Annotated in this window: 24 protein-coding genes; 16 read left to right on the top strand and 8 right to left on the bottom strand. The window is 62.0% G+C overall.

Annotated features, from left to right (window positions below; all coding sequences use genetic code 11):
- Positions 1-2 precede the first annotated feature (2 nt).
- Complete coding sequence (truB, locus tag DC522_RS08885) at positions 3-935, top strand: tRNA pseudouridine(55) synthase TruB (RefSeq protein WP_116528345.1); 933 nt, start codon at positions 3-5, stop codon at positions 933-935.
- 143 nt (positions 936-1,078) lie between these two features.
- On the opposite strand, the gene DC522_RS08880 is transcribed toward truB, so the two are convergent.
- Entirely contained in the window at positions 1,079-1,597 is a 519-nt protein-coding gene (locus DC522_RS08880; RefSeq protein WP_245444057.1) for a ferritin-like domain-containing protein, read from the bottom strand.
- Between the two features lie 311 nt (positions 1,598-1,908).
- On the opposite strand from DC522_RS08880, the gene rpsO reads away from it, so the two are divergent.
- The 3 genes from rpsO (at position 1,909) to DC522_RS08865 (ending at position 5,469) form a co-directional block, all read left to right on the top strand.
- Complete coding sequence (gene rpsO, locus DC522_RS08875; RefSeq protein ID WP_116528344.1) at positions 1,909-2,178, top strand: 30S ribosomal protein S15; 270 nt, start codon at positions 1,909-1,911, stop codon at positions 2,176-2,178.
- A gap of 289 nt (positions 2,179-2,467) precedes the next feature.
- A complete protein-coding gene (gene pnp, locus DC522_RS08870) occupies positions 2,468-4,642 on the top strand; it encodes a polyribonucleotide nucleotidyltransferase (protein WP_116528343.1) in 2,175 nt (724 codons plus the stop codon).
- Positions 4,643-4,797: 155 nt separating this feature from the next.
- Complete coding sequence (locus DC522_RS08865; protein ID WP_116528342.1) at positions 4,798-5,469, top strand: hypothetical protein; 672 nt, start codon at positions 4,798-4,800, stop codon at positions 5,467-5,469.
- 518 nt (positions 5,470-5,987) lie between these two features.
- On the opposite strand, the gene DC522_RS08860 is transcribed toward DC522_RS08865, so the two are convergent.
- The gene (locus DC522_RS08860) at positions 5,988-7,430 is read right to left on the bottom strand and encodes an SGNH/GDSL hydrolase family protein (RefSeq protein ID WP_165820099.1); all 1,443 of its coding nucleotides are present in this window, start codon (positions 7,428-7,430) and stop codon (positions 5,988-5,990) included.
- 499 nt (positions 7,431-7,929) lie between these two features.
- Here DC522_RS08860 and DC522_RS08855 point away from each other — a divergent pair, with 499 nt between their 5' ends.
- The gene (locus tag DC522_RS08855) at positions 7,930-8,826 is read left to right on the top strand and encodes a calcium-binding protein (RefSeq protein WP_116528340.1); all 897 of its coding nucleotides are present in this window, start codon (positions 7,930-7,932) and stop codon (positions 8,824-8,826) included.
- Between the two features lie 288 nt (positions 8,827-9,114).
- Entirely contained in the window at positions 9,115-9,315 is a 201-nt protein-coding gene (locus DC522_RS08850; RefSeq protein WP_116528339.1) for a hypothetical protein, read from the top strand.
- 608 nt (positions 9,316-9,923) lie between these two features.
- Here the strand turns inward: DC522_RS08850 and DC522_RS08845 are convergent.
- A complete protein-coding gene (locus tag DC522_RS08845; protein ID WP_116528338.1) occupies positions 9,924-10,373 on the bottom strand; it encodes a DUF1801 domain-containing protein in 450 nt (149 codons plus the stop codon).
- Between the two features lie 225 nt (positions 10,374-10,598).
- Between DC522_RS08845 and DC522_RS08840 the strand changes: the two genes are divergently transcribed.
- On the top strand, positions 10,599-10,967 hold the full coding sequence (locus DC522_RS08840; protein WP_116528337.1) for a hypothetical protein: 369 nt from the start codon (positions 10,599-10,601) through the stop codon (positions 10,965-10,967).
- Between the two features lie 359 nt (positions 10,968-11,326).
- Positions 11,327-12,310, top strand: coding sequence for an iron exporter MbfA (gene mbfA / locus DC522_RS08835; RefSeq protein WP_116528336.1), 984 nt, complete (start codon positions 11,327-11,329; stop codon positions 12,308-12,310).
- A gap of 13 nt (positions 12,311-12,323) precedes the next feature.
- Here mbfA and DC522_RS08830 read toward each other — a convergent pair whose 3' ends face one another.
- Positions 12,324-13,262 carry a DMT family transporter gene (locus DC522_RS08830; RefSeq protein WP_116528435.1) on the bottom strand — a complete coding sequence of 313 codons (939 nt, stop codon included), beginning with the start codon at positions 13,260-13,262 and terminating at the stop codon, positions 12,324-12,326.
- Between the two features lie 132 nt (positions 13,263-13,394).
- On the opposite strand from DC522_RS08830, the gene DC522_RS08825 reads away from it, so the two are divergent.
- Together DC522_RS08825 and DC522_RS08820 are read left to right on the top strand one after the other, a co-directional pair.
- Complete coding sequence (locus tag DC522_RS08825; RefSeq protein WP_116528335.1) at positions 13,395-14,009, top strand: pyridoxamine 5'-phosphate oxidase family protein; 615 nt, start codon at positions 13,395-13,397, stop codon at positions 14,007-14,009.
- Between the two features lie 68 nt (positions 14,010-14,077).
- Positions 14,078-14,428: a RidA family protein gene (locus DC522_RS08820; RefSeq protein WP_116528334.1), complete on the top strand. Its 351-nt coding sequence runs from the start codon at positions 14,078-14,080 to the stop codon at positions 14,426-14,428.
- A 58-nt stretch (positions 14,429-14,486) separates the two neighbouring features.
- Here the strand turns inward: DC522_RS08820 and DC522_RS08815 are convergent, their stop codons facing one another.
- Positions 14,487-14,936, bottom strand: coding sequence for a BA14K family protein (locus DC522_RS08815; protein ID WP_116528333.1), 450 nt, complete (start codon positions 14,934-14,936; stop codon positions 14,487-14,489).
- A gap of 84 nt (positions 14,937-15,020) precedes the next feature.
- Positions 15,021-15,794, bottom strand: a complete 774-nt coding sequence (gene nth / locus DC522_RS08810) for an endonuclease III (RefSeq protein ID WP_116528332.1) — start codon at positions 15,792-15,794, stop codon at positions 15,021-15,023.
- A 189-nt stretch (positions 15,795-15,983) separates the two neighbouring features.
- On the opposite strand from nth, the gene DC522_RS08805 reads away from it, so the two are divergent.
- A complete protein-coding gene (locus tag DC522_RS08805; RefSeq protein ID WP_116528331.1) occupies positions 15,984-16,418 on the top strand; it encodes a PACE efflux transporter in 435 nt (144 codons plus the stop codon).
- Between the two features lie 40 nt (positions 16,419-16,458).
- On the opposite strand, the gene hslU is transcribed toward DC522_RS08805, so the two are convergent.
- Together hslU and hslV are read right to left on the bottom strand one after the other, a co-directional pair.
- Positions 16,459-17,769, bottom strand: a complete 1,311-nt coding sequence (hslU, locus tag DC522_RS08800; protein WP_116528330.1) for an ATP-dependent protease ATPase subunit HslU — start codon at positions 17,767-17,769, stop codon at positions 16,459-16,461.
- 138 nt (positions 17,770-17,907) lie between these two features.
- Positions 17,908-18,438: an ATP-dependent protease subunit HslV gene (gene hslV, locus DC522_RS08795; protein ID WP_116528434.1), complete on the bottom strand. Its 531-nt coding sequence runs from the start codon at positions 18,436-18,438 to the stop codon at positions 17,908-17,910.
- Positions 18,439-18,609: 171 nt separating this feature from the next.
- Here hslV and hisB point away from each other — a divergent pair, with 171 nt between their 5' ends.
- The 5 genes from hisB to hisF all read left to right on the top strand — a co-directional run bounded on the left by hisB (position 18,610) and on the right by hisF (position 21,944).
- Positions 18,610-19,197, top strand: a complete 588-nt coding sequence (gene hisB, locus DC522_RS08790; RefSeq protein WP_116528433.1) for an imidazoleglycerol-phosphate dehydratase HisB — start codon at positions 18,610-18,612, stop codon at positions 19,195-19,197.
- Positions 19,198-19,268: 71 nt separating this feature from the next.
- Positions 19,269-19,763 carry a DUF2628 domain-containing protein gene (locus DC522_RS08785; protein ID WP_116528329.1) on the top strand — a complete coding sequence of 165 codons (495 nt, stop codon included), beginning with the start codon at positions 19,269-19,271 and terminating at the stop codon, positions 19,761-19,763.
- Positions 19,760-20,410, top strand: a complete 651-nt coding sequence (gene hisH, locus DC522_RS08780; RefSeq protein WP_116528328.1) for an imidazole glycerol phosphate synthase subunit HisH — start codon at positions 19,760-19,762, stop codon at positions 20,408-20,410. Before DC522_RS08785 ends, hisH begins: the two co-directional genes overlap by 4 nt.
- The gene (gene hisA / locus DC522_RS08775; protein ID WP_116528327.1) at positions 20,398-21,150 is read left to right on the top strand and encodes a 1-(5-phosphoribosyl)-5-[(5-phosphoribosylamino)methylideneamino]imidazole-4-carboxamide isomerase; all 753 of its coding nucleotides are present in this window, start codon (positions 20,398-20,400) and stop codon (positions 21,148-21,150) included. Before hisH ends, hisA begins: the two co-directional genes overlap by 13 nt.
- A complete protein-coding gene (hisF, locus tag DC522_RS08770) occupies positions 21,150-21,944 on the top strand; it encodes an imidazole glycerol phosphate synthase subunit HisF (protein WP_116528326.1) in 795 nt (264 codons plus the stop codon). Before hisA ends, hisF begins: the two co-directional genes overlap by 1 nt.
- Position 21,945 lies beyond the last annotated feature (1 nt).

The following is a 21,945-nucleotide window of genomic DNA, read 5'->3' as shown; positions in this document are numbered from 1 at the left end:
CGATGACTGAAGAACGTCCTGAAGAGCGCCCTCACCGTCGCCCTCACGGCGACCGCCCGAAGAAGCGCGACGTCAATGGCTGGATCATTCTCGACAAGGGCGTCGGGATGACCTCGACCCATGCGGTTGCGGTGGTCAAGCGCGGCCTTTCGGCCAAGAAGGCAGGCCATGCAGGCACCCTCGATCCGCTGGCCTCCGGTATCCTGCCGATTGCCCTGGGCGAGGCCACGAAGACGGTGCCCTTCATCATGGACGGGCGCAAATCCTACGTCTTCACCGTCGCCTGGGGCGCGGAGACCAACACGGACGACACCGAGGGCGATGTGGTCGAGCGCACGGACAAGGTGCCGGAAGCCTCCGACATCGAAGCCCTGTTGCCGCGCTTTACCGGCCAGGTCGAGCAGGTGCCGCCGCGTTTCTCGGCCATCAAGATCCAGGGCGAGCGCGCCTATGACCTTGCCCGCGACGGCGAGGTGGTGGAGCTGCAGCCGCGCACTGTGGAGATCGACCGCCTCGCGCTCGTGCATCACGATGGCAACCGCTCGGTAATCGAGGCGGATTGCGGCAAGGGCACCTATGTGCGCGCCATCGCCCGCGATCTCGGCCGCGCATTGGGCTGCCTCGGCCACATCGCGGCACTCCGGCGCACGCGTGTGGGACCGTTTTCGGAGCACGATGCGGTGACGGTGGACGATCTTGCCACCGACCCGGCGGCTTTGCGCCCGGTCGAGACCGCGCTCAGCGAGATTCCGTCGGTTGCGGTCAGCCGCGACATGGCCAACCGCCTCATGCGCGGCCAGTCCATCATCCTGCGCGGCCGCGACGCGCCGCTCTCGGGCAAGGCTTATGCGACATGCAATGGTGTGCTTGTAGCAGTGGGCGACATCGAGCGCGGCGAGCTGGTGCCGCATCGGGTGTTCAACCTGGGTGCTTGAGCAACACGTCATCCCGGGGTTGCGAAGCAGAACCCGGGATCGTTCGACGAGAATGACGCTCTATTCTGAAGACGATCCCGGATCGGCTATGCCGTCCGGGATGAAACTTGTCAGATCAACGATCCGCCTTCAGCCCCTGAGCCTCACGCATCAGGTACTTGCGGGTGATCGGCTCGATCATGTCGCGGATGAGTTGAGCGGTCTTTGTCCTCTTCCCGCAGCGTCTCCTGCAGCGCCGGGACGAAGCGTTGATGGCCGGCCGCCTCGGCCATCGCGATCAGCGACTTGTAGGCCGCGATCTCGTAATTCTCGAAGGCGTGGTTGGCGAAGGTGTTCTTCAGAACCTCGTCGGCCATCGGCATGTGGCCGGCGGCAGCCATATTGGCCATCACTTGAGTGGCCATGTCCTTCAGGAGCGAGCGATCCTCGCCGAAGGTATGCAGCATCTCGTCGAGGCGGCGCACCTGGCCTTCCGTCTCGGCGATATGAGTGCGCAACAGGTCCGACATTTCTGGATAATGCTCGAAGCGCTCGACCTGGCGCTGCATCAGCTGCAGCGCTTCTTTTTCAAGCGCATGCGCGTTCTGAAGGCCGGTGATGAAGATGTTCTTCACGGTTTCGTTTGAGGTCAGATCCATCATGCCTGCGGTGCTGGCGGTCATGGTGTCGGGTTCCTATATTGGGGAGTATCTGCTTCACCAACATTGGCCGCGAAAACTTGTTCCGGCCGTTGCGGCGACAGACGTGGCGGAACCGGCCATCTCCTTGGCCTAACTTGGCAAAAACGATTCCGCTGGCACTTATTCGCAGTTCGTGTATGGTGCGCCCGCCTCTGGAGGGATGACCCTCCAGAAGACCGTCTCGGGTGACAGACCGCGCTGGACGACATCCCGGCCCGGCCTTCCCGGACGAAACCGATCTTGGGCCTGAAGCCTGAGGTCCTCACGAACAAGCAAACCTGAAAGGATATGCGATGTCGATCACTGCTGAGCGCAAGAACGCGCTTGTGAAGGAATTCGCGCAGAAGGCTGGCGACACCGGCTCCCCCGAGGTGCAGATCGCCATTCTGACCGAGCGGATCAACAACCTGACCGGTCACTTCAAGACCCACACGAAGGACAACCACTCCCGTCGTGGCCTCCTGAAGCTCGTCTCGTCGCGTCGTTCGCTTCTCGACTACCTGAAGAAGAAGGACGAGAGTCGCTACAAGACCCTGATCGAGAAGCTCGGCATCCGCCGCTAAGCTTTCAAACGACTTCCGTCCGGAGTACGGCTCCGGACGGTTTTTCCGGACCTGATCGAGAAAGGATCATCTCCGGTATTCACGAACGGATCGGATGAAAGCATCCGACCTTCGCTCCGGCGCTGGTGAGACAAAGGAAATCCCGGCGTCCCTTTGAGGAGACGGACGACGCGATGACCATGGCAGGATCGCAAGGGGCTTGGGACAGCGGATGTTTTCGCTGCGTGAGCCTCTTGCCGTCTTGCTCATGGCATCGAGCCCCCGCTCCTGCTGTCATGAAAGACGAAACATGTTCGATATTCAACGCGAAGAACTGATCTGGGGTGGGCGCAAGCTCACGCTCGAAACCGGCCACATGGCCCGCCAGGCCGATGGCGCCGTGGTCGCCACCTACGGTGAGACCACCGTGCTCGCCACCGTCGTTTCGGCCAAGGAGCCGAAGGTCGGCATCGACTTCTTCCCGCTCACGGTGAACTATCAGGAGCGCGCCTACGCGGCCGGTCGCATCCCGGGCGGCTATTTCAAGCGCGAAGGCCGTCCGACCGAGAAGGAGACCCTCGTCTCCCGTCTCATCGACCGTCCGATCCGCCCCCTCTTCGTCGAGGGCTACAAGAACGACACCCAGGTCGTCGTGACCGTGCTCTCGCACGATCTCGAGAACGATCCTGACGTGGTGGCCATGGTGGCCGCGTCTGCGGCCCTGACCCTCTCGGGCGTTCCCTTCATGGGTCCGGTGGGCGCCGCCCGCGTCGGCTACATCAGCGGCCAGTACAAGCTGAACCCGATGCTCCAGGAGATGGAGCAGACCTCGCTCGACCTCGTGGTCGCCGGCACCACTGACGCCGTGCTCATGGTCGAGTCCGAGGCGAAGGAGCTGCCCGAGGATGTGATGCTCGGCGCCGTGATGTTCGGCCACAAGCACTTCCAGCCGGTGATCGAGGCCATCATCCGCCTCGCCGAGAAGGCCGCCAAGGAGCCACGCGACTTCCAGCCGGCCGACGTCTCCGACGTCGAGAAGGCCGTTCTCGACATCGCCGAGAAGGACCTGCGCGAAGCCTACAAGATCACCAGGAAGCAGGATCGCTACGCTGCCGTCGACGCCGTGAAGGCGAAGGTGATGGACGCGCTCTGCCCGGTCGAAGGTGAAGCCAGGTTCGACGCCGAAAAGGTGAAGGCCGTCTTCAAGGAAGCCCAGGCCAAGGTCGTGCGCTGGAACATCCTCGACGAGGGCAAGCGCATCGACGGCCGCGATCTTCGCACCGTCCGTCCGATTCTCTCGGAAGTCGGCGTTCTGCCGCGCACCCACGGTTCGGCGATCTTCACCCGCGGTGAGACGCAGGCTCTCGTAGTGGCGACGCTCGGCACCGGCGAGGACGAGCAGTTCATCGACGAGCTCGAAGGCACCCGCAAGGAAACCTTCCTGCTGCACTACAACTTCCCCCCCTACTCCGTCGGTGAGACGGGCCGCATGGGCTCGCCCGGCCGCCGCGAAATCGGGCACGGCAAGCTCGCCTGGCGCGCCGTTCACCCGATGCTGCCGGCCTCTCACGAGTTCCCCTACACGATCCGCGTCGTGTCGGAGATCACGGAGTCGAATGGCTCCTCCTCGATGGCGACCGTCTGCGGCTCTTCGCTGGCCCTGATGGATGCGGGCGTTCCGCTGCGCCGTCCGGTGGCGGGCATCGCCATGGGCCTGATCCTCGAGGGTGAGCGCTATGCGGTTCTGTCCGACATCCTCGGCGACGAGGATCACCTCGGCGACATGGACTTCAAGGTGGCGGGTACCGACCAGGGCATCACCTCGCTCCAGATGGACATCAAGATCGCCGGCATCACCGAGGAGATCATGCGCGTCGCGCTCGATCAGGCCAAGGAAGGTCGCGCTCACATCCTGGGCGAGATGAACAAGGCCCTCACCGCTCCCCGCGCCGAGCTCGGCGAGCATGCGCCGCGCATCGAGACGATGCAGATCCCGGTCGACAAGATCCGCGAAGTCATCGGTTCGGGCGGCAAGGTCATCCGCGAGATCGTGGAGAAGACCGGTGCGAAGATCGACATCAACGACGACGGCCTCATCAAGATCGCGTCCGCCGACGGCAAGTCGATCAAGGCCGCCTACAACTGGATCCGCTCCATCGTGGCGGAGCCGGAAGTCGGCGTAATCTACGACGGCACGGTCGTGAAGGTGATGGAGTTCGGCGCCTTCGTGAACTTCTTCGGTTCCCGCGATGGCCTCGTGCACATCTCGGAACTCGCCAAGAACCGCGTCGCTAAGGTGACGGACGTCGTCAAGGAAGGCGACAAGGTGAAGGTGAAGTTCCTCGGTATGGACGAGCGCGGCAAGGTCCGCCTCTCCATGAAGGTGGTCAACCAGGAGACCGGCGAGGACATCACCGAGCAGCTCAAGGCCGAGCGCGAAGCCGAAAGGGCCCAGCGCGAGCAGCAGAAGGCCGCGGGCGAGTAAAAGACTTGTAGCTCTTAAAGGAAAGGCGGCTTTCGGGCCGCCTTTTTTCGTTCAAGAATGAGCATTTCCGAACAAGGAGCTGCTCATGCTAGAGTGATCGCCATCAGCAACCCTGGGCTGGACAGCTGTCAATTCCCGGTTTGTGAGCCGCCTTCATGCAGATCCTCAAAAAGCTCATGGCATTGTCAAAGAAAGGTCGTGCAACTCACGATTCTCTGATCATCTCACTGGATCAGCTGCCCGCTCTCACACGCTCATGGCTCACTCCCCTCAATACCGAAGATCCTGAGCTTTATGATGAGCTGGCAAAGGGCATAGTGACTGATTTAGCCGAAAGAGAACCTCAGCTCGACACCATATTACCAGCGGGCCATGAGGATGTCCGGCGCGTTCTCAGGACCCTTGATCTCGCCGGCAAACAGATTGGACATTTCTACTTCGCGCCCGCTCCACGGGCTGGCCGCACGGTCGAAGAGCAATTAACAGCCTATAACGAAAAATTCAGAACCTACTTTACCGTCGAAGGCGATGGTGTTGTCCTTGGAAGATATGGAGAGGACTGGGTTATTGCAACGACAGGCGATCTGGCCCTTCTGAAAATGGATAGTTGGGGCCGTGATGATCAAGATATGACTTTGGTATCGCTTGGGCGTGATTTCGGTTCTTTCATCCTCGCTCAAGCCAATGCTTATGACGCGTACCAACGCTTCATCGTCAAAGATGAAGATATCGAGAATTACCGTGCTGCGGAGAAAGCCTGCGCTGCTCATCCCGCATTTCAGGAGACCAATGTAGCTTTGATCTTCGAGTGCCAGCTGAAGGGTTGATGCACCGGAGCGATTCCTGTTCGCTTTTAGCTGTAAGGTCTCACTTGAAAGGCGCGCTTCGACCGCGCCTTTATTGCCTCATGCGCGTTTTCTCTTCAGCGGGAGGCAGATATCCGTCTGATCGTTAGTGCATCGTGCGGAAAAGTGGATTCGGTTTTCCGCACCGAGCGATGCGCTCATCAAGGAAGGGAGCCTCGGACCCAAAAGTGAAATCCACTTTTGGGTCCGAGGCTCTAGGCCACACCGCGCTAATCAGTTTGATGCCGACAGGATCAAGGAGCCCACGGCTCTGGTGGTGGTCCAGGCGGCCGCACCATGTCCCCAAATTTGACCTTGAGATGGTTCAAGAAGCCGCTATCAGCCGCCTTGATCTCAAAGGCGCTCCCATCATCGGCAATGACGATCACCCATGTTGCAATCGACCCTACAGGCTTGCAAATGCGTGAAAAGATTGTCCGCAAAATTCCGACAAGTCCTTTTGGAATCCAGCTGGGGCTGCTGGAGCGGGAGATCGCCGCTCAGACCAGCCCCCAAAGATCCGCATCCCGCAGCCGCGCCGCAGCGGTCGTGCCCTGGTTGGGGGCGAGATTGTCGGTGGCGAATTTCTGGGTGCCGTCGACATAGACTTCGAGGCGCTCGACCCCGATCGCAGTCAAGCCGATCGAGAGCATCGTCTCCGCGCCGGGCACGAAATCGTGGATCTCTTCCTGGAAGAGATCGGACACGAAGACCTCCTCGGACACCTCCAGCCGCAGCGTGTCGGTCTCTGTCCCGCCCGACACGGTGTCCAAACCGGTCAGAGCGTCGTCCGTGATGATCAGGAGGTCGTTGCCGGCGCCGCCGCTGGCGCTGTCGAGGCCGGTGCCGAGGATCAGGACGTCGTGGTCGCCGCCGCCGCTGAGGTTGTCATTACCCGCGCTGCCGGCAAGGAGATCGCTGCCGGTGGAGCCCGTAATCCTGTCATTGCCGCGGCCACCGATGATGAGGTCGGACCCGTCGCTGCCACTGACGGTATCGTCGCCCAGGCCGGCGAGGACAACGTCGTCGCCGGTCCCCGCGAGAACCTGATCGCTGCCGCCGGCCGCCACCACCAAGTCCGCGCCGGAGCTGCCGCCAATGGTGTCGTTGCCGCTGCCGCGGAACGTGACAAGGTCGGCCCGCAGGGTCGCCTCGGCGAAGGCGGCGAGGATGCCGTGGCCAGCCGCCGACGGGTGGACTGGGTCGAAGAAGGCAACCTCGTCGGGATCGAACTGGCTCGTGATCTCGTTTCGCACGGGCATGTCGTCTTCGTCGAGGATATAGAGGGAGGAATTGACCGCCTTCAGGCCGAAGGTCTCCTTGTCGGCGCGGACCTCGCGGAGGAGGCGATAGACATCGACGATGGTGGTCCGCACCCCGGCGCCGCTGTAGGTGGCCGCGAGCTGCTGCAGGCCGTCATTGTGGGCCTTGATCATCGCGTCCTCAGCCGCCAGCTCGGCGGCGGACAGGAGGCTCCTGCGGGGAATCTGCGAGGAGAGCGGCAGGTTGAAGAGGATGAGCTCGTCAACGCCCCGGCGCGCCAGCCGCATGGCCGCGTCGTCGATGCTCTCGAGCACTCTGCTGACGATCGTCGGATCAGACGGATCGACGTCGTGATAGTCGTTGCCGCCGATAAAGATCACGGCGGCGCTGGCGCCCGGCCCGTCGAGAAGGTAACTGATCTCGAATTCCGAGACCTGGGCGTCGAGGCCGATGAGCAACTGCTGCGGTTCAGACGGCAGGGCCTTCGCGCCGCCATAAGCGTAGTTGTTGGCAGTCACGCCGAAGTCCTGGAGTTCCTGGGTCAGGAGCTGGGCGTAGACGAGGCCGTTGGTGAAGCGGCCATCGTCATAGGGCGGGTCGGGCCGGAACGGTTCCGGGAGCCGCCCCGCATCAGTGATGCTGTCCCCAAAGAAGAAAAGCCTTCGGAAATTGATCGGCATGTCCGCCTCCGACGCCGCTGCAAGCGCGCCTGCGCCACAGCGGGTGGCTCCACCCTGCGCCGGATTTTGGGCAGGAGAAGGTCCGCGCGCCTGCCTCATTCGGGGTAGGGCGAGGCCGCGCGTGCGTGAGCAATAGACGGAGCGAAATTCCGAAAAATCCTTTCATGGAAAGGCAAGGTACTCCTCTTTCGGTAGCGCGCTTTGAACGCACTTCGTCTTCTTTCTTGCGTCAAATTTCAAGTAGATGTCCGGGCGTGCCATAGCACAGACTGCGCACTGCGCAATATTGTTAGAACTCGCTGTGGCAAGCGTAGCGTTTTCGCGTTGCAGCTTTCGGCCGAAGGCAGCCCAAACCACCTTGCCGACAAATCTGTATCTGTAGCGATGTCGATTTCTACTGACCGTTTTGCGTTGATCATCTTTGTAGATGCCGCATTTAGCGTGGCGGCGATCTGAGTATCAATATGCATCATCCTGACATCAGACATGGAGAAGAACCATGGCATTCCTTCCTGGTACTTCTGGTAACGACACCCTGACCGGCGCTGATGAGGCTGACATCATCCTCGGCGAGCAGGGTAATGACTCCATCGATGGCGGTGCGGGGGACGACTTCCTGTCCGGCGGCCAAGGGAATGATACCATCACTACCGGTGCAGGCGACGACGTCGTGCTCGGCGGCCCTGGCGATGACAGTATCGGCGGTATGGCCGGCAGGGACACCATCCTGGCTGGCGCAGGCAGCGACTTCATTGCCTGGAATGATCCAACCGGGGATCTCGTCTTCGGCGGAGGCGACAACGACACCATTCTCGGCGGTGATGTGGCCGCCGATACCATTCGGGGCAGCGCCGGCGACGATCTCATCCGGGCTTTCGCAACTTCGCCGGACGCCGCCACGGCCGCTGACCTGCTGCAGGGCAACGCAGGCAACGACACGGTGATCGGTGGCGATGCTTCAGATACCATCGAGGGTGGAGCCGGCGATGATTTCCTCATCGGCAACGATGGTGCCGATGCATTTGTCTTCCGGATGTCAGGCGAAGGAGCTGACGATGATGGTTCGGATGACGGCACCGACGGCGGTACCGATGGTGGTACAGACGGTGGCACCGATGATGGCACGGATGGTGGCACTGACGGTGACATTGACGGCGGGACTGACGGCGGGACTGATGGTGGAACGGTCATAGGAACAGGCGTTGATCTGATCGCGGACTTCGATCCATCGGAGGATGTGGTCCAACTGTTCGGTTTCGCAGAAGACTTCAATCCGCTTGAGGCCCTGAGTGGAGCTGCGGGTGGCACTCTTCTGGATCTGGGGAATGGAAACAGCGTCTTGTTCGTCGGCCGCACGGTCGCCGAGTTCGGTACTGAGGACTTCCTGCTCCTGTGACTCTGCTCGGCGTTCCTGCCTTGTGCTGAGCGCCGGACCAACGGACCCGAAAAGCGTTGAGCAAAGTCACTTGGGCTGAAAGTCACTTGGGCTGAAAGTCACTTGGGCCAATTGCGAAGAGGCGTGGGAACGAGGCAATCCTGAACTCCCGCGCCTTATCCTTGCGAACCCCTCGCTCTCGGGGCGTCCTTACTTCGCAGAAGCTCCTTTATGGAAGTGGTGGTGTCATCGAGCTTACACGTAGGCGTGCGATCATACGCAAACTGAAAAGCCAAGGAGACACTGCCTATGCCAGTCGTCTACGGGTTTACGACTCTTCTCGGCGCGGTGGTCACGCCGCTCCTGATCGGATCCACGGACATCCCGCTCATTCTGGCCTCCGCGACCATTGGGGCAAACACGGCATTGCTGGGAACTATCCTACTCCTTTTCGTCACCGCTGATTTGGGCGGTCAGAAGGATCGTTTCGTCATGGACGATGCCACGTAAGTCGCGGCAGCCCATTGAGGGACGGGTTGGATGGGACCTTCACGAAGAGCAACGGGGGCCTTGCGACCGCAGCGGCATTAGGCGGTAGGACTGCGCACCGGGTTGAATAGTCCATCCCGTGGCTGACCATGTAGTCATTTCTGGCCTCCAAGGATCCCGCGTGAGCGACCACGAGATACAATTGACGGAACGGGACTACTATCTGCTCGGCGTGCTCGCGGAGGAGGTCCGCGGCCATACTCAAGACTGGCATCGTTACCCTGATGATGAGGTAGAGAGGCTTGTGCGAGGAGGATATCTGGAAAGGGTGACGCTCCCGACTTGGAATGGTCGAGAGTCCAAGCACTACCGCATCACGCCAAAAGGTCGGGCCGCTTGGCGAGCTCATCGGTTCACCGATCCTAACCCGCCGCACAAAGAATAAACGCCACGTAATTCCGCAAAGACCGTCTGCCGAACGGCAGAGAGAGTGACCTCGCGCTAGAGCATCGATCCCAAAGTGGATTCCACTTTGGGATCGATCCGATGCTCACTCTCTGGAGGAGCGCATCGTGCGGAAAGCCGGATCCCCTTTTCGCTGACGCGGACCTTCGGTTCCGCATGATGCGCTAGACCGCCCGCTCATTCCTCGACGCGCTTCTCGGCCGCTGGGCGGCTGAGGACGTGTTCAGTGCCACGGCGGCGCGAATGAGCGCCTTCAGCGCGTCCTCGTCAATCCTGTCGCCTTCATAGAAATCGATGGCACGCCTGGTGTTGCCTTCGAGGCTGGAGTTGAAAAGGCCTGAAGGGTCCTCCAACGAGGCGCCCTTGGCGAAGGTCATCTTCACGACATTCTTGTACGTCTCACCGGTGCAGATCATCCCGGCGTGCGACCACACCGGAACCCCTCTCCACTTCCACTCCTCGATCACTTCGGGGGCGGCCTGCTTGATGAGAATTCGGATCCGAGCGAGCGTCTCGCCCCGCCAATCGCTCAGCTCCTTGATTCTTGCATCTATCAGCTGAGAGGGAGAATCTCCTCCTTGTCCTTCCTTCGAGCCGCTGTTGCTCTTCTTCATGGTTGCTGTCGCTTTCTTCGTGATTGTTGTCGTCCGTTTAAAAGTCCACCGTTTTTGAGCAGTAACGGCGACTCATGAGGTGATGGGGATCTTTGTGTGCAGAGACCGATCATGGGCCGATGTTATTCCGCCAACCGATTGATAATCTGCCCTGCTCCGGGCTGAAATCGAGGAATACCGGTCTGAGGCCGCCCAGGGCGACACCTGACAGATGACGAGAAGAACATGATACTGGAAGAGCACACCACTTCCGATGGCCTGCTGACGTTAATTGTCCAGCAATTTGACGATGGTCCTGCGATCGGCTTCGCTGGCCTGTCCTGGCATACCCACCCGGACTTGCTCGTCGGATACTACGGCGACGACGAAGAAAAGGCTTTGAGAAGCTTTGTATCAGCGATCCTCAACGACAAACTTTTGATCGTCTGCTCGGTGGCAAGAGATCGCGTCGAGAGAGCCTGGGTCGACGATAACTTGCAAGACGCCATGGAGGCAGCTGCGGGGAGCAAAACCATGAAGGTTAGATATTGGAGCGGCTGGTTATCGAGCGAGATGAACACTTCCGCTGCCTCCGCGTCCTCTCAGCAGTCTTGAACTTTCCTCGGCTGGCGATGCACTGGACAAGGTGCCGGCAATGCAGACACCGGCAAAGCATCGAAGGACGCGGTTCGAGCGAAATCCATCGCAACTCTTAAAACATGGCGATTCCACAACACACGATCCGCCAGAAGCGTGATTACTGTGACTATTGAAATATAGTTTTAGTTCAGGCGCTTAGTTCCACAAGCCAGCTTATCCGATTCCAGATTGCCGGAGCTAAGTCGTTGATGGTGACGCGATGGAAGCGCGGCTCGCCGCGCTTTTTGTTGCGCTCTTCGGCAGACCCAAGCTTGGCGCGGTTGACGCTCTGATCAGGGGACGGTATTTAGAATTATTCTAAACAGTGTGCCACCATGCTCTCTCGCGTCTTCGGCTTCGACCGCCGTCCCTTCGACTCCTTGAGCGAACAGGAAATCCTCGCCCTTGCGATTTCCTCGGAGGAGGACGATGCGCGGATCTACCTTTCCTATGCGGAGGGCTTGCGGGCCGATTTTCCGCAATCGGCCAAGGTCTTCGAGGAGATGGCGGCCGAGGAGGACGGGCACCGGGCGGCGCTGATCGAGCTGCACCGCAAGCGTTTCGGCGAGACGATTCCGCTGATCCGCCGCGAGCATGTGCGGGGCTATTACGAGCGCAAGCCCGATTGGCTCGTGCGCCCACTCGGCATCGAGAAGGTTCGCTCTGCCGCGGAAACTATGGAAGCGCAGGCTCACCGCTTCTATGTGGAGGCCGCCAAGCGCACCAGCGATGCCTCGACACGAAAGCTTCTCGGCGACCTCGCGGCGGCGGAAGTGGAGCACGAGTCGCTCGCCCGCCGCCTCGACCTCGCCTACACGCCGGAATCGGTGAAGGAGGAAGAGGCTCAGACGGAGCGGCGGCAATTCATCCTCACCTATGTCCAGCCGGGCCTGGCGGGCCTCATGGACGGATCGGTTTCGACGCTTGCTCCCATTTTTGCGGCGGCGTTTGCCACGCAGGATACCTGGCAGACCTTTCTCGTCGGTCTCTCGGCCTCGGTGGGTGCCGGCATTTCCATGGGCTTCACGGAAGCCGCCCATGACGACGGGAGGCTCTCCGGGCGCGGCTCGCCCGTCAAGCGGGGTCTGGCCTCCGGGATCATGACCGCCATCGGCGGCCTCGGACACGCCCTGCCCTATCTCATCCCGCACTTCTGGACCGCGACGATCATCGCCGCCGCCGTGGTGTTCGTGGAACTCTGGGCCATCGCCTTCATCCAGAACCGCTATATGGAGACGCCTTTCCTGCGCGCCGCCTTCCAGGTGGTGCTCGGCGGCGCGCTCGTGTTTGGTGCGGGCGTGCTGATCGGGAATGCATAGCGCATCCTGAGAATCAGCCCTTCCGCTCCGACAGGGTGAACCAGCCGATCCCGAGGATGACGAGGGCGGCGCCGAGCCAATCCGTGCCGCTCACCGCGTCACCCAGCACCGCCATGGCGAGCACGATGGTCACCACGGGGCTGAGCATGCCGATGGTCGCGTTGGCCTGAGCGGAAATCTGCTTCAGCGCGGCGCTCAGGAAAAACGACGGCAGCACCGTCGCGCCGAAAGCGAGCGCGAGCCCCAAGCCCCAGAGAGAGGGCGAGACCAGGATCGCCTCGAACGGGTGCGTTGCCAGGAACTGCAGGATGACGGCGACGCCCGCCGCGCCCATGGCAATGCAGGTGAAGAGCTGCGGGCCGATCTTCATGATGAGAGGCTTCGCGAGAAGCTGGTAGAGCGCGAAGGTGACGGCGGCGGCGAGCACGTAGAGAGCGCCGGTCATGGTGCTCGCGCCGAAGGTGGAAAAGTTCTGCGCGAAGAGAAGCGCAAGTCCCGCATAGCTCACGGCGAAGGCGAGCAGCGCCTTCGGCTTGATCGGCTGACGGAAGAAAGCCGCGCCGAACAGCACCACGAAGAGCGGATAGGTGAAGAGGATCAGCCGCTCGAAATGGGCCGATATGTATTCGAGGCCTTTGAAGTCGAGATAGCTCGAAATCCAGTAGCCGATGAGACCGACGCCAAAGGCGCACAGGAGCGGATTTGTCTCCGGCAGCTGTTGCCCTTTCGCCTTCTGGCTCATGACCGCATGAGTGCCGATGACGAGATAGAACGGCAGGGCCAAAATCATGCGCAGGGCCAGCGTGGTCTCCGCATCGATGCCTCGGGCATAGGCGAGCTTGATCAGAATGCCCTTGGTGGCAAAGAGCGTCGCGCCCGCAGCCGCCATGGCATAGCTGATGTAAGGCGGGCGCTTGGCGTCTTTCGCAGGCGTGTCGATGGCAGAAGTCATGATGGATTCCTTCACCTGCACCTCTTTCACACAGGCACCGAAGGCACAAGGCTGCAGGGTGCATCCCCCCGTTGCGGCCAAGGCGAGGCAAGGCTATGCCTTGACCGCATCCAACATCACGAGAGGCTCCGCATGCCGGCCATGATCTCCAGCATCGCCGAACTCGAGGCGCTCTATGGCGAGCCCTCCGAAGCCTCGCTCCTGAAAGAGGCCCACCGCATCGTCCCCGAATACCGCGCCTTCATCGAGGCCTCACCCTTCGTGGCGTTGGCGACACATGGGCCCGAAGGACTCGATTGCTCTCCGCGCGGCGATGGCCCCGGTTTCGTGCGCGTGCAGGATGAAAAGACTCTGCTGATGCCGGACCGGCGGGGCAACAATCGCGTCGATTCGCTTCGCAACATCGTGCGCAACCCGCAGGTCGGACTGCTTTTCCTGATCCCCGGCATCGGCGAGACGCTGCGCGTGAACGGGCTTGCGGTGATTTCCGTCGAACCTGCGCTTCTCCAGAGCTTCGCCGTCGACGGCAAGGCGCCGAAATCCGTCATCGTGATCACGATCGAGACGGTCTTCTTCCAATGCGCCCGCGCGATCCTGCGCTCGGAGCTGTGGAATCCGCAAAAGCATGTGGCGCGTGAGCGCCTGCCAAGCGCCGGCCAGATCCTTGCGGCCGTGAGCCAGAACCGCTTCGACGGCGAGGCTTACGACAAGGCACTCCCCGAAAGGCAGAAGACGACGCTCTACTGATCTTGACCTAAAGCCTGCCGCGCTTGAAAAAGCCCGTCTCACTTTTTCCAGAAGCTCAAGGACATTCCATGACGATTCAACGCATCAAGCCCGGCCCCCGCATGAGCGGCGCCGTCGTTCACGGCAACACGGTCTATCTCGCAGGCCAGGTCGCCAACCAAGCCGCTGGCAAGAGCGTCACCGAGCAGACGCAGGAAATTCTCTCGATCATCGACAGCCTCCTGGCGGAAGCCGGCACCGACAAGTCGAAGCTCCTGATGGCCAATATCTGGCTCACCGACATGAACACGTTCCAGGAGATGAACGCCGTGTGGGATGCCTGGGTGTCGCCCGGCAACACGCCCGCCCGTGCTACCGTCGAGGCGAAGCTGGCGGCTCCTCCCTTCAAGGTCGAGATCGCCGTCATCGCGGCGAAGTAAATTCTCGAAGCAAAAAGAAGCGGGCCGAAAGCCCGCTTCTATTTTTCACTCAGCCGTCTTACGGGCAGGGATGACGCAGGCCGTCATAGCCCAGATAGGTGCCCGAAGCCGGATCGTAGGAGCGGTAGCGCTGCGCGCAATAGGCGTGGACGTTGCTGCCATAGGCCGGAGCGGCTTGAGCCTGCGACTGAGCGATCGCGCCGCCGATGATGGCGCCTGTCGCGAGGCCGAGCGCACCGGCAGCCAGGGCATCGCCGCGGTCACGGCGGTAGTAGTAGCGGCGGCTCGGATAATAGCGGCGCTCCACGTAGCGGCCGCTTGGATAATATCGGCGCTCCACGTAGCGACGACGATACTGAACGTAATCGGATTTCACATCGCCATTCTGAATTGCAGCGACAAGCTCGTTCACGGGAGCAGTCTGCACTTCGGCTGCCGAGGCCGGCGCCGTGAACGCGGCAGTGCCGAGCGCCGCCGTGGCAGCAAGGGCCATGAACATCTTACGCATGGGTTAACTCCTCCAGGGGATCTTTCAGCGTTGTGAGGCGAACGCATCACTCAAGGTGTCGTTCCCTAGCGTGGCCTTTTTTGCCTAAGCACCCTCGCGAAAACGTGAGGGATTGGCCCAAGCGGTATCTTTCTCTCGCGGGGCGGGAGAAGCGGCACAGCCCTCCCGCATCCGCGCCTGTCCGGTGGGGCAGAGATCGAGGATCGCGCAGCGCCCGCAGGCGGGATTGTTGAAGAAGCAGCAGCGTTGCCCGTGCAACATCATCACTTCATGATTGTCGTAGGCGGCTTGCGCATCCCGATCCGACGGGAGCAGGGCAAAGAGAGCCGCATGCGAAGGTCCGACCGCCACGTTGCGTGCAATCAACCCGGTGCGGATTGCGACCCGGTGATGATGACTGTCGACCGGTAGCGCGGCCTTCCGCAAGGTGGAGAAAGACAGAACGGCCGCGCTCGTCTTCGGTCCGATGCCGGGAATGCTTTCGAGCCAAGTGCGGGCTTCCTCCACCGGCAGGTCCTGCAGGAAGTCGAGGGAGAGGGTGCCGTGCCGCTCCTCGATGGCGCGCAGAATCGCCTGCAGCCGCGGCGCCTTCTGCTCGGGCCAAGTCACACCTTGAATGGTTTCCTCAACCTTTTCGGTTGGCGCATTCATCAGCGCGTTCCAGTCCGCATAGCGCGCCCTCAGGGCCTTGAAGGCGCGGCCGGAATCCGCATTGCGGGTGCGATGGGAGAGAAGCGAGGAGATCAGCTCGCTCAACGGATCGAAGGAATGGAAGTAGGGGAGGGAGTCCGCGGTTCCATGGTCAAGGGCGAGATCAGCGAATGTGAGAAGGAAATGTCCGAAGCGTGCCCGCTCCAACAGCGCGCAACTTCATACGTGTATCGGATAAGCTCATTTCATAGACCATCCTGCACGAGACGCATGGGAATACGGCTAGCTTGTGCATGTCGAATCGCCGGCCTATATGAAGACGCAAGCGAGGACGGCCTCCCCCAGACTCTGGGACGATCGTTCGGGACGACCCGAACCTTTTCCCTGGGGGATTACATGCGCACGACACAGGATCGCATCCGTCACGCCATTAGCTTCGAAATTATCGGCCTGGCTCTCGTAACACCTCTCGGTGCCTGGGCTTTCGGCATGCCCATGCACGATATCGGCTTACTGGGGTTTGCCGGTGCAGCCATCGCTACGCTTTGGAACTACATCTATAATCTCGGCTTTGACCGGCTCATGCAGCGGGTGCGTGGAAGCAGCAGGAAGACCGGTCCGATCCGCGTGCTGCACGCTATCCTGTTCGAGGTTGGGCTTCTGGTGGTGCTGCTGCCGTTGTTCGCTTGGTACCTGGGCATCAGCCTATGGCAAGCCTTCCTGATGGACGTGTCCTTCGCCCTTTTCTACATGGGCTATGCTCTTGTCTTCAACTGGGCCTATGACCGGCTTTTTCCCTTGGCGGAGTGGCAAAAACTGGAAGCTGCATGATGCGCCTGGCGAGAGCAGGCGCATCATAGGTCTAATCAGATCAGAGAATGAAGCGGCTGAGATCCGTGTTCTTGGCGAGCGTCTCCACCTCACCGCGCACGTAGGCGGCATTGATGGTCACGGTCTCGCCCGAGCGGTCAGGCGCGGTAAAGGACACGTCGTCCAGCACACGCTCCAGCACCGTCTGCAGGCGACGTGCGCCAATGTTCTCGACCGTGTTGTTGACCTCCACCGCCACCTGCGCGAGCGCATCGATGGCATCTTCCGTGAACACCAAGTCTACGCCCTCCGTCTTCATCAGCGCCACGGATTGCTTGATGAGGCTCGCTTCCGTCTCGGTGAGGATGCGTTTGAAATCCTCGACGGTGAGCGGCGAAAGCTCCACGCGGATCGGCAGACGGCCCTGCAATTCGGGCAGCAGATCCGACGGCTTCGAGACATGGAACGCGCCCGACGCGATGAAGAGGATGTGGTCCGTCTTCACCGGTCCATACTTGGTGGAAACGGTGGTGCCTTCGATCAGCGGCAGCAGATCGCGCTGCACGCCTTCGCGTGACACGTCGGCGCCGGACCGCCCCTCGCGGGCGCAGATCTTGTCGATCTCGTCGAGGAAGACGATGCCGTTGTTCTCCACCTGACGCAGGGCTTCCTGGACGATAGCATCCTGGTCGAGCATCTTGTCGGCCTCTTCCGTCACCAGCGGCTCATAGGCTTCCTGCACCGTGGTGCGGCGCGTCTTGCGCTGACCGCCGAAAGCCTTGCCGAACATGTCGGAGAGATTGATTGCACCGACCGACGCACCCGGCATTCCGGGGATCTCGAAAAAGGGCATGCCGCCCCCGCCCGTCTGCTGCAGCTCGATCTCGATTTCCTTGTCGTCGAGCTCGTTGTTGCGCAGCTTCCGGCGGAACGCATCGCGCGTCGCGGCACCGGCGGTGGCGCCGACAAGCGCATCGAGCACGCGCTCCTCCGCCGCCACATGAGCCTTGGCCTGCACCTGACGGCGGCGCTCGTCCTTCACCAGACCGATGCCGATCTCCACGAGATCGCGCACGATCTGCTCCACGTCGCGGCCCACATAGCCCACTTCCGTGAACTTCGTCGCCTCGACCTTGATGAAAGGCGCGCCCGCGAGCTTGGCGAGGCGGCGGGAGATCTCCGTCTTGCCGCAGCCGGTGGGACCGATCATCAGAATGTTCTTCGGCGCGACCTCTTCGCGCAGCGAGCCCTCCAGCTGCTGACGCCGCCAGCGGTTGCGCAGCGCAATCGCCACGGCGCGCTTCGCGTCGTTCTGGCCAACGATGTAACGGTCGAGTTCGGAAACGATTTCACGGGGGGAGAATGTGGTCATGGTATGCTTTGGCCCAAGGTGTTGTCGTCATCCCCGGATTTGTTCTGGGGATCCACGTCTTCTTCGACGTGGAGGTTCCAAGACGTGGATAGCCGGGACAATCCCCGTATCAGGTCCGGGGACGGCCATGACGGGCAATCAGGTTTCATCCAATGTTTCAATGATGATATTCGAATTCGTGTAGACGCAGATCTCGGCCGCGATCGCGAGCGAACGGCGGACGATTGCCTCCGCATCCAGGTCGCTGTCGGCGAGCGCCCGCGCGGCGGCGAGCGCGTAATTGCCGCCCGAGCCGATAGCGGCGATGCCGTTTTCCGGCTCCAGCACGTCGCCGGCGCCGGAGAGCAGAAGACCCACCCCCTTGTCGGCAACGAGCATCATTGCCTCCAGGCGGCGCAGGTAGCGGTCGGTGCGCCAGTCCTTGGTGAGCTCCACGCAGGCGCGGGTGAGCTGGCCGGGATATTGCTCGAGCTTGGCTTCCAGGCGCTCGAAGAGGGTGAAGGCATCGGCCGTCGAGCCGGCGAAGCCGCCGATCACGCCGCCCTTGGACAGGCGGCGCACCTTTCGCGCATTGCCCTTCACGATGGTCTGACCCAAGCTGACCTGCCCGTCGCCTCCGATGACGACGCGGCCCCCTTTGCGGACCATGAGGATCGTGGTGGCATGCATGCTGCGGGGGGTGGCGTCTTCGGACACGAGGCGAACTCCAGCGGACGGGGAGGGGCAAAAACTATTCGAACCCTGACTTAATCACTCAACGGGCAAAAGCAACGCGGGTAGCGTTTCTTGCGCGGTCTTGGTAGAAGGCGTGCGTCTCACTCTCCGCAAAGGACACTCATGATGCGCTCCGCGAGCGTCAGCCGTCGCACCGCCGAGACCGATGTTGCCGTGTCGATTGCCCTCGATGGCATCGGCAAGGCCGAGATCTCCACGGGGGTCGGCTTCCTCGACCATATGCTGGAACTCTTTGCCCGACACGGTCTCTTCGACCTGACCGTGAAGGTGACGGGCGACCTGCATGTGGACCAGCATCATACGACGGAGGACACGGGCATCGCGCTGGGCCAGGCCATCCTGAAGGCGCTTGGCGATAAAAAGGGCATCACCCGCTATGCGGACATCCATCTGCCGATGGACGAGACGCTGACGCGGATTGCGCTCGATATTTCCGGCCGCCCGTTCCTGGTCTTCCGCACCTCCTTCCCCACGGAGAAGATCGGCGTCTTCGACACCGAGCTGGTGCGCGAGTTCTTCCAGGCCTTCGCCGTGCAGGCGGGGCTGACTCTCCACGTGGAGACGCTCTACGGGGAGAACAGCCACCACATCGCCGAGAGCTGCTTCAAGGGTTTGGCACGCGCCTTGCGTCAGGCCGTGGCCGTGGACCCAAGGGAAGAGGGGCGCGTTCCCTCCACCAAAGGTACGCTCTAAGTTCAAGCAAGAGACCCTTGTCCGGCCGGATTAATCCCGCCTTGCTGGACAAGGTTTGAGGAAACGACGCCATGACCACCTATACCCTGCACCTTCCGCGCGATGCGCGGCCAGGTGATCCGGCTGCTTTGGAAGAGGCGGAACTCGTGAAGGATGCGTTCTCCTGGGGCGCGTTCTTCTTCACCTTCCTCTGGTTCTTCTTCCACAGGCTCTGGCTCGCCGGCTTAGGCGTGCTTGTGCTCGTCTTCGCCTTCGGCGCGCTGATGCAGGTGCTGGACGTGCACGACGCCGCCGGCACCGTGGCGGCGCTTCTGCTGCAGGCGCTGATCGGCCTTGAGGCAAACAGCCTCAGGCGCTGGACGCTGGCCCGCAATGGACTCAGGCTAGCCGATGTGGTCACTGCCGCCGACAAGGATGAAGCGGAGGCCAAGGCTTATGCCCGCTGGCTGGCGCAGCGTCCCGCCCCCGTTTCCCCTCGCAATCCGGCCTCCGCGCCGGTTCCATCCACCCCCCGGAGGCCCGACCCGGTGATCGGCCTCTTCCCCGATGCGGAGCGTCCCCGGTGAGCGTCGTCATCATCGATTACGGGTCCGGCAACCTGCACTCCGCCGCCAAGGCGTTTGAGCGCGCGGCCCGCGAGGCAGGCCTCGACCAGACCATTACCGTCTCTTCCGACCCGACCCTCGTCGGACAAGCCGACCGGATCGTGCTGCCGGGCGTCGGCGCCTTCGCCGATTGCCGCCGCGGCCTCGATTCCGTGCCCGGCATGGTGGAGGTGCTTCAGCGCGTCGTGCATGAGGAGGGACGTCCCTTCCTCGGCATCTGTGTCGGCATGCAGCTCATGGCGACGCGCGGCCTCGAGCACACCACGAGCTATGGCCTCGACTGGATCCATGGCGACGTGAAGGCGATCGAGCCGAAGGATCCCTCGCTCAAGATCCCGCATATGGGCTGGAACACCCTGACCCTGGCGAAGCCCCATCCGCTGATGGACGGCATCCCCACCGGACCTGACGGGCTGCACGCCTATTTCGTGCATTCCTATGCGCTGACGCCGAACGATCCCAACGACGTGGTCGCCACGACCGATTACGGCGGGCCGGTGACGGCCATCGTCGGACGCGACAACATCGTCGGCACCCAATTTCACCCCGAAAAGAGCCAGGCGCTCGGCCTCAGGCTCATTGCCAATTTCCTGAGGTGGCGCCCGTGATCCTTTATCCCGCAATCGACCTGAAGGAAGGCCGCTGCGTTCGCCTGATCCAGGGCGACATGGACCAGGCGACGATCTTCAACGACGATCCCGCCGATCAGGCGGCGACCTTCGAGGCTCAGGGCTTCGAATGGCTGCACGTGGTCGATCTCGACGGGGCGTTTGCCGGTAAGCCGATGAATGCATCCGCCGTCGAGGACATCCTCAAGCGCGTGACAATTCCCGTGCAGCTCGGCGGCGGCATTCGCGACATGAAGACCGTCGAGGGCTGGCTCGCGAAGGGCGTCTCCCGCGTGATCATCGGCACGGCGGCCGTGCGCGACCCGGCCTTCGTGCGCGAGGCAGCGCGTCTCCATCCCGGTAAGATCGCCGTCGGCATCGACGCGAAGGATGGTCTGGTTGCCGTTGAAGGCTGGGCTCAGACCTCGACCCTGTCGGCGGAAGAACTCGGACGCCGCTTCGAAGACGCGGGCGTCGCCGCGATCATCTACACGGACATCGCCCGCGACGGCATCTTGAAGGGCCTCAACTTCCCGATGACACTGGGCTTGGCCCGCGCGGTCTCGATCCCAGTCATCGCGTCCGGCGGTCTTGCCTCCATGGCCGATATCGAGCGTCTCACCCAACCCGATTGCGCCGTGCTCAACGGTGCCATTTCCGGCCGTGCGCTCTATGACGGGCGCATCGATCCGGTTGAAGCGCTGGCGCTGTTGCGCGCCGTGCGCAAGGAAAATGCCTGATGCTGAAAGTGCGTCTCATTCCCTGCCTCGATGTGAAGGACGGGCGCGTCGTGAAGGGCGTGCAATTCGTCGATCTCGTCGATGCGGGCGATCCGGTGGAAGCCGCAAAAGCCTATGATGCGGCCGGCGCCGACGAACTCTGCTTCCTCGACATCACCGCGAGCCACGAGGCCCGCGGCATCCTGCTCGATGTGGTGCAGCGCACGGCCGAAGCCTGCTTCATGCCGCTCACGGTCGGCGGCGGCGTGCGCAATGTGGAGGACATCCGCAGGCTCCTGTTGGCCGGCGCCGATAAGGTGTCGATCAACACCGCTGCCGTGAAGAATCCCGGCTTCGTGCGCGAAGCCGCCGAAAAATTCGGTGCGCAATGCATCGTGGTCGCCATCGACGCGAAGAAGGTCTCGGGCGAAGGTGAGCCTCCGCGCTGGGAAATCTTCACCCATGGCGGGCGGACCCCCACCGACATCGATGCCATCGCTTTCGCCAAGCAGGTGGCCGAGCTGGGCGCCGGTGAACTCCTCGTCACCTCCATGGACCGCGACGGCACCAAGGGCGGCTACGATCTCGCGCTCGTGCGCGCCATCGCCGATGCCGTCTCCGTTCCCGTCATCGCCTCCGGCGGCGTCGGCAATCTCGACCACTTGGTCGATGGCGTGAAGGACGGTCATGCGAGCGCCGTGCTCGCGGCCTCGATCTTCCACTTCGGCACGCACACGATCGGCGAGGCGAAGAGCTACATGGCGAAAGCGGGCCTGAAGATGCGGCTGGACGAGCCGGCGAAGAACGCAGCCTGAT

It is taken from the genome of Microvirga sp. KLBC 81 (assembly GCF_003075415.1).
Taxonomy (GTDB): domain Bacteria; phylum Pseudomonadota; class Alphaproteobacteria; order Rhizobiales; family Beijerinckiaceae; genus Microvirga.
The sequence above is the reverse complement of the archived record's forward strand: the minus strand, read 5'-3'. Positions and strand labels throughout refer to the sequence as shown.

What these genes read in the sequence shown, in the direction of transcription:
- hisB (WP_116528433.1), top strand. Translation starts at nt 18,610, where the DNA reads ATGCGCTCCGCGAGCGTCAGCCGTCGCACCGCCGAGACCGATGTTGCC.
- DC522_RS08855 (WP_116528340.1), top strand. Translation starts at nt 7,930, where the DNA reads ATGGCATTCCTTCCTGGTACTTCTGGTAACGACACCCTGACCGGCGCT.
- DC522_RS08850 (WP_116528339.1), top strand. Translation starts at nt 9,115, where the DNA reads ATGCCAGTCGTCTACGGGTTTACGACTCTTCTCGGCGCGGTGGTCACG.
- DC522_RS08845 (WP_116528338.1), bottom strand. Translation starts at nt 10,373, where the DNA reads ATGAAGAAGAGCAACAGCGGCTCGAAGGAAGGACAAGGAGGAGATTCT.
- hslV (WP_116528434.1), bottom strand. Translation starts at nt 18,438, where the DNA reads ATGCATGCCACCACGATCCTCATGGTCCGCAAAGGGGGCCGCGTCGTC.
- DC522_RS08820 (WP_116528334.1), top strand. Translation starts at nt 14,078, where the DNA reads ATGACGATTCAACGCATCAAGCCCGGCCCCCGCATGAGCGGCGCCGTC.
- hisF (WP_116528326.1), top strand. Translation starts at nt 21,150, where the DNA reads ATGCTGAAAGTGCGTCTCATTCCCTGCCTCGATGTGAAGGACGGGCGC.
- rpsO (WP_116528344.1), top strand. Translation starts at nt 1,909, where the DNA reads ATGTCGATCACTGCTGAGCGCAAGAACGCGCTTGTGAAGGAATTCGCG.
- DC522_RS08840 (WP_116528337.1), top strand. Translation starts at nt 10,599, where the DNA reads ATGATACTGGAAGAGCACACCACTTCCGATGGCCTGCTGACGTTAATT.
- truB (WP_116528345.1), top strand. Translation starts at nt 3, where the DNA reads ATGACTGAAGAACGTCCTGAAGAGCGCCCTCACCGTCGCCCTCACGGC.
- DC522_RS08805 (WP_116528331.1), top strand. Translation starts at nt 15,984, where the DNA reads ATGCGCACGACACAGGATCGCATCCGTCACGCCATTAGCTTCGAAATT.
- DC522_RS08860 (WP_165820099.1), bottom strand. Translation starts at nt 7,430, where the DNA reads ATGCCGATCAATTTCCGAAGGCTTTTCTTCTTTGGGGACAGCATCACT.
- DC522_RS08880 (WP_245444057.1), bottom strand. Translation starts at nt 1,597, where the DNA reads ATGACCGCCAGCACCGCAGGCATGATGGATCTGACCTCAAACGAAACC.
- DC522_RS08830 (WP_116528435.1), bottom strand. Translation starts at nt 13,262, where the DNA reads ATGACTTCTGCCATCGACACGCCTGCGAAAGACGCCAAGCGCCCGCCT.
- DC522_RS08825 (WP_116528335.1), top strand. Translation starts at nt 13,395, where the DNA reads ATGCCGGCCATGATCTCCAGCATCGCCGAACTCGAGGCGCTCTATGGC.
- DC522_RS08785 (WP_116528329.1), top strand. Translation starts at nt 19,269, where the DNA reads ATGACCACCTATACCCTGCACCTTCCGCGCGATGCGCGGCCAGGTGAT.
- DC522_RS08815 (WP_116528333.1), bottom strand. Translation starts at nt 14,936, where the DNA reads ATGCGTAAGATGTTCATGGCCCTTGCTGCCACGGCGGCGCTCGGCACT.
- pnp (WP_116528343.1), top strand. Translation starts at nt 2,468, where the DNA reads ATGTTCGATATTCAACGCGAAGAACTGATCTGGGGTGGGCGCAAGCTC.
- mbfA (WP_116528336.1), top strand. Translation starts at nt 11,327, where the DNA reads ATGCTCTCTCGCGTCTTCGGCTTCGACCGCCGTCCCTTCGACTCCTTG.
- DC522_RS08865 (WP_116528342.1), top strand. Translation starts at nt 4,798, where the DNA reads ATGCAGATCCTCAAAAAGCTCATGGCATTGTCAAAGAAAGGTCGTGCA.
- hslU (WP_116528330.1), bottom strand. Translation starts at nt 17,769, where the DNA reads ATGACCACATTCTCCCCCCGTGAAATCGTTTCCGAACTCGACCGTTAC.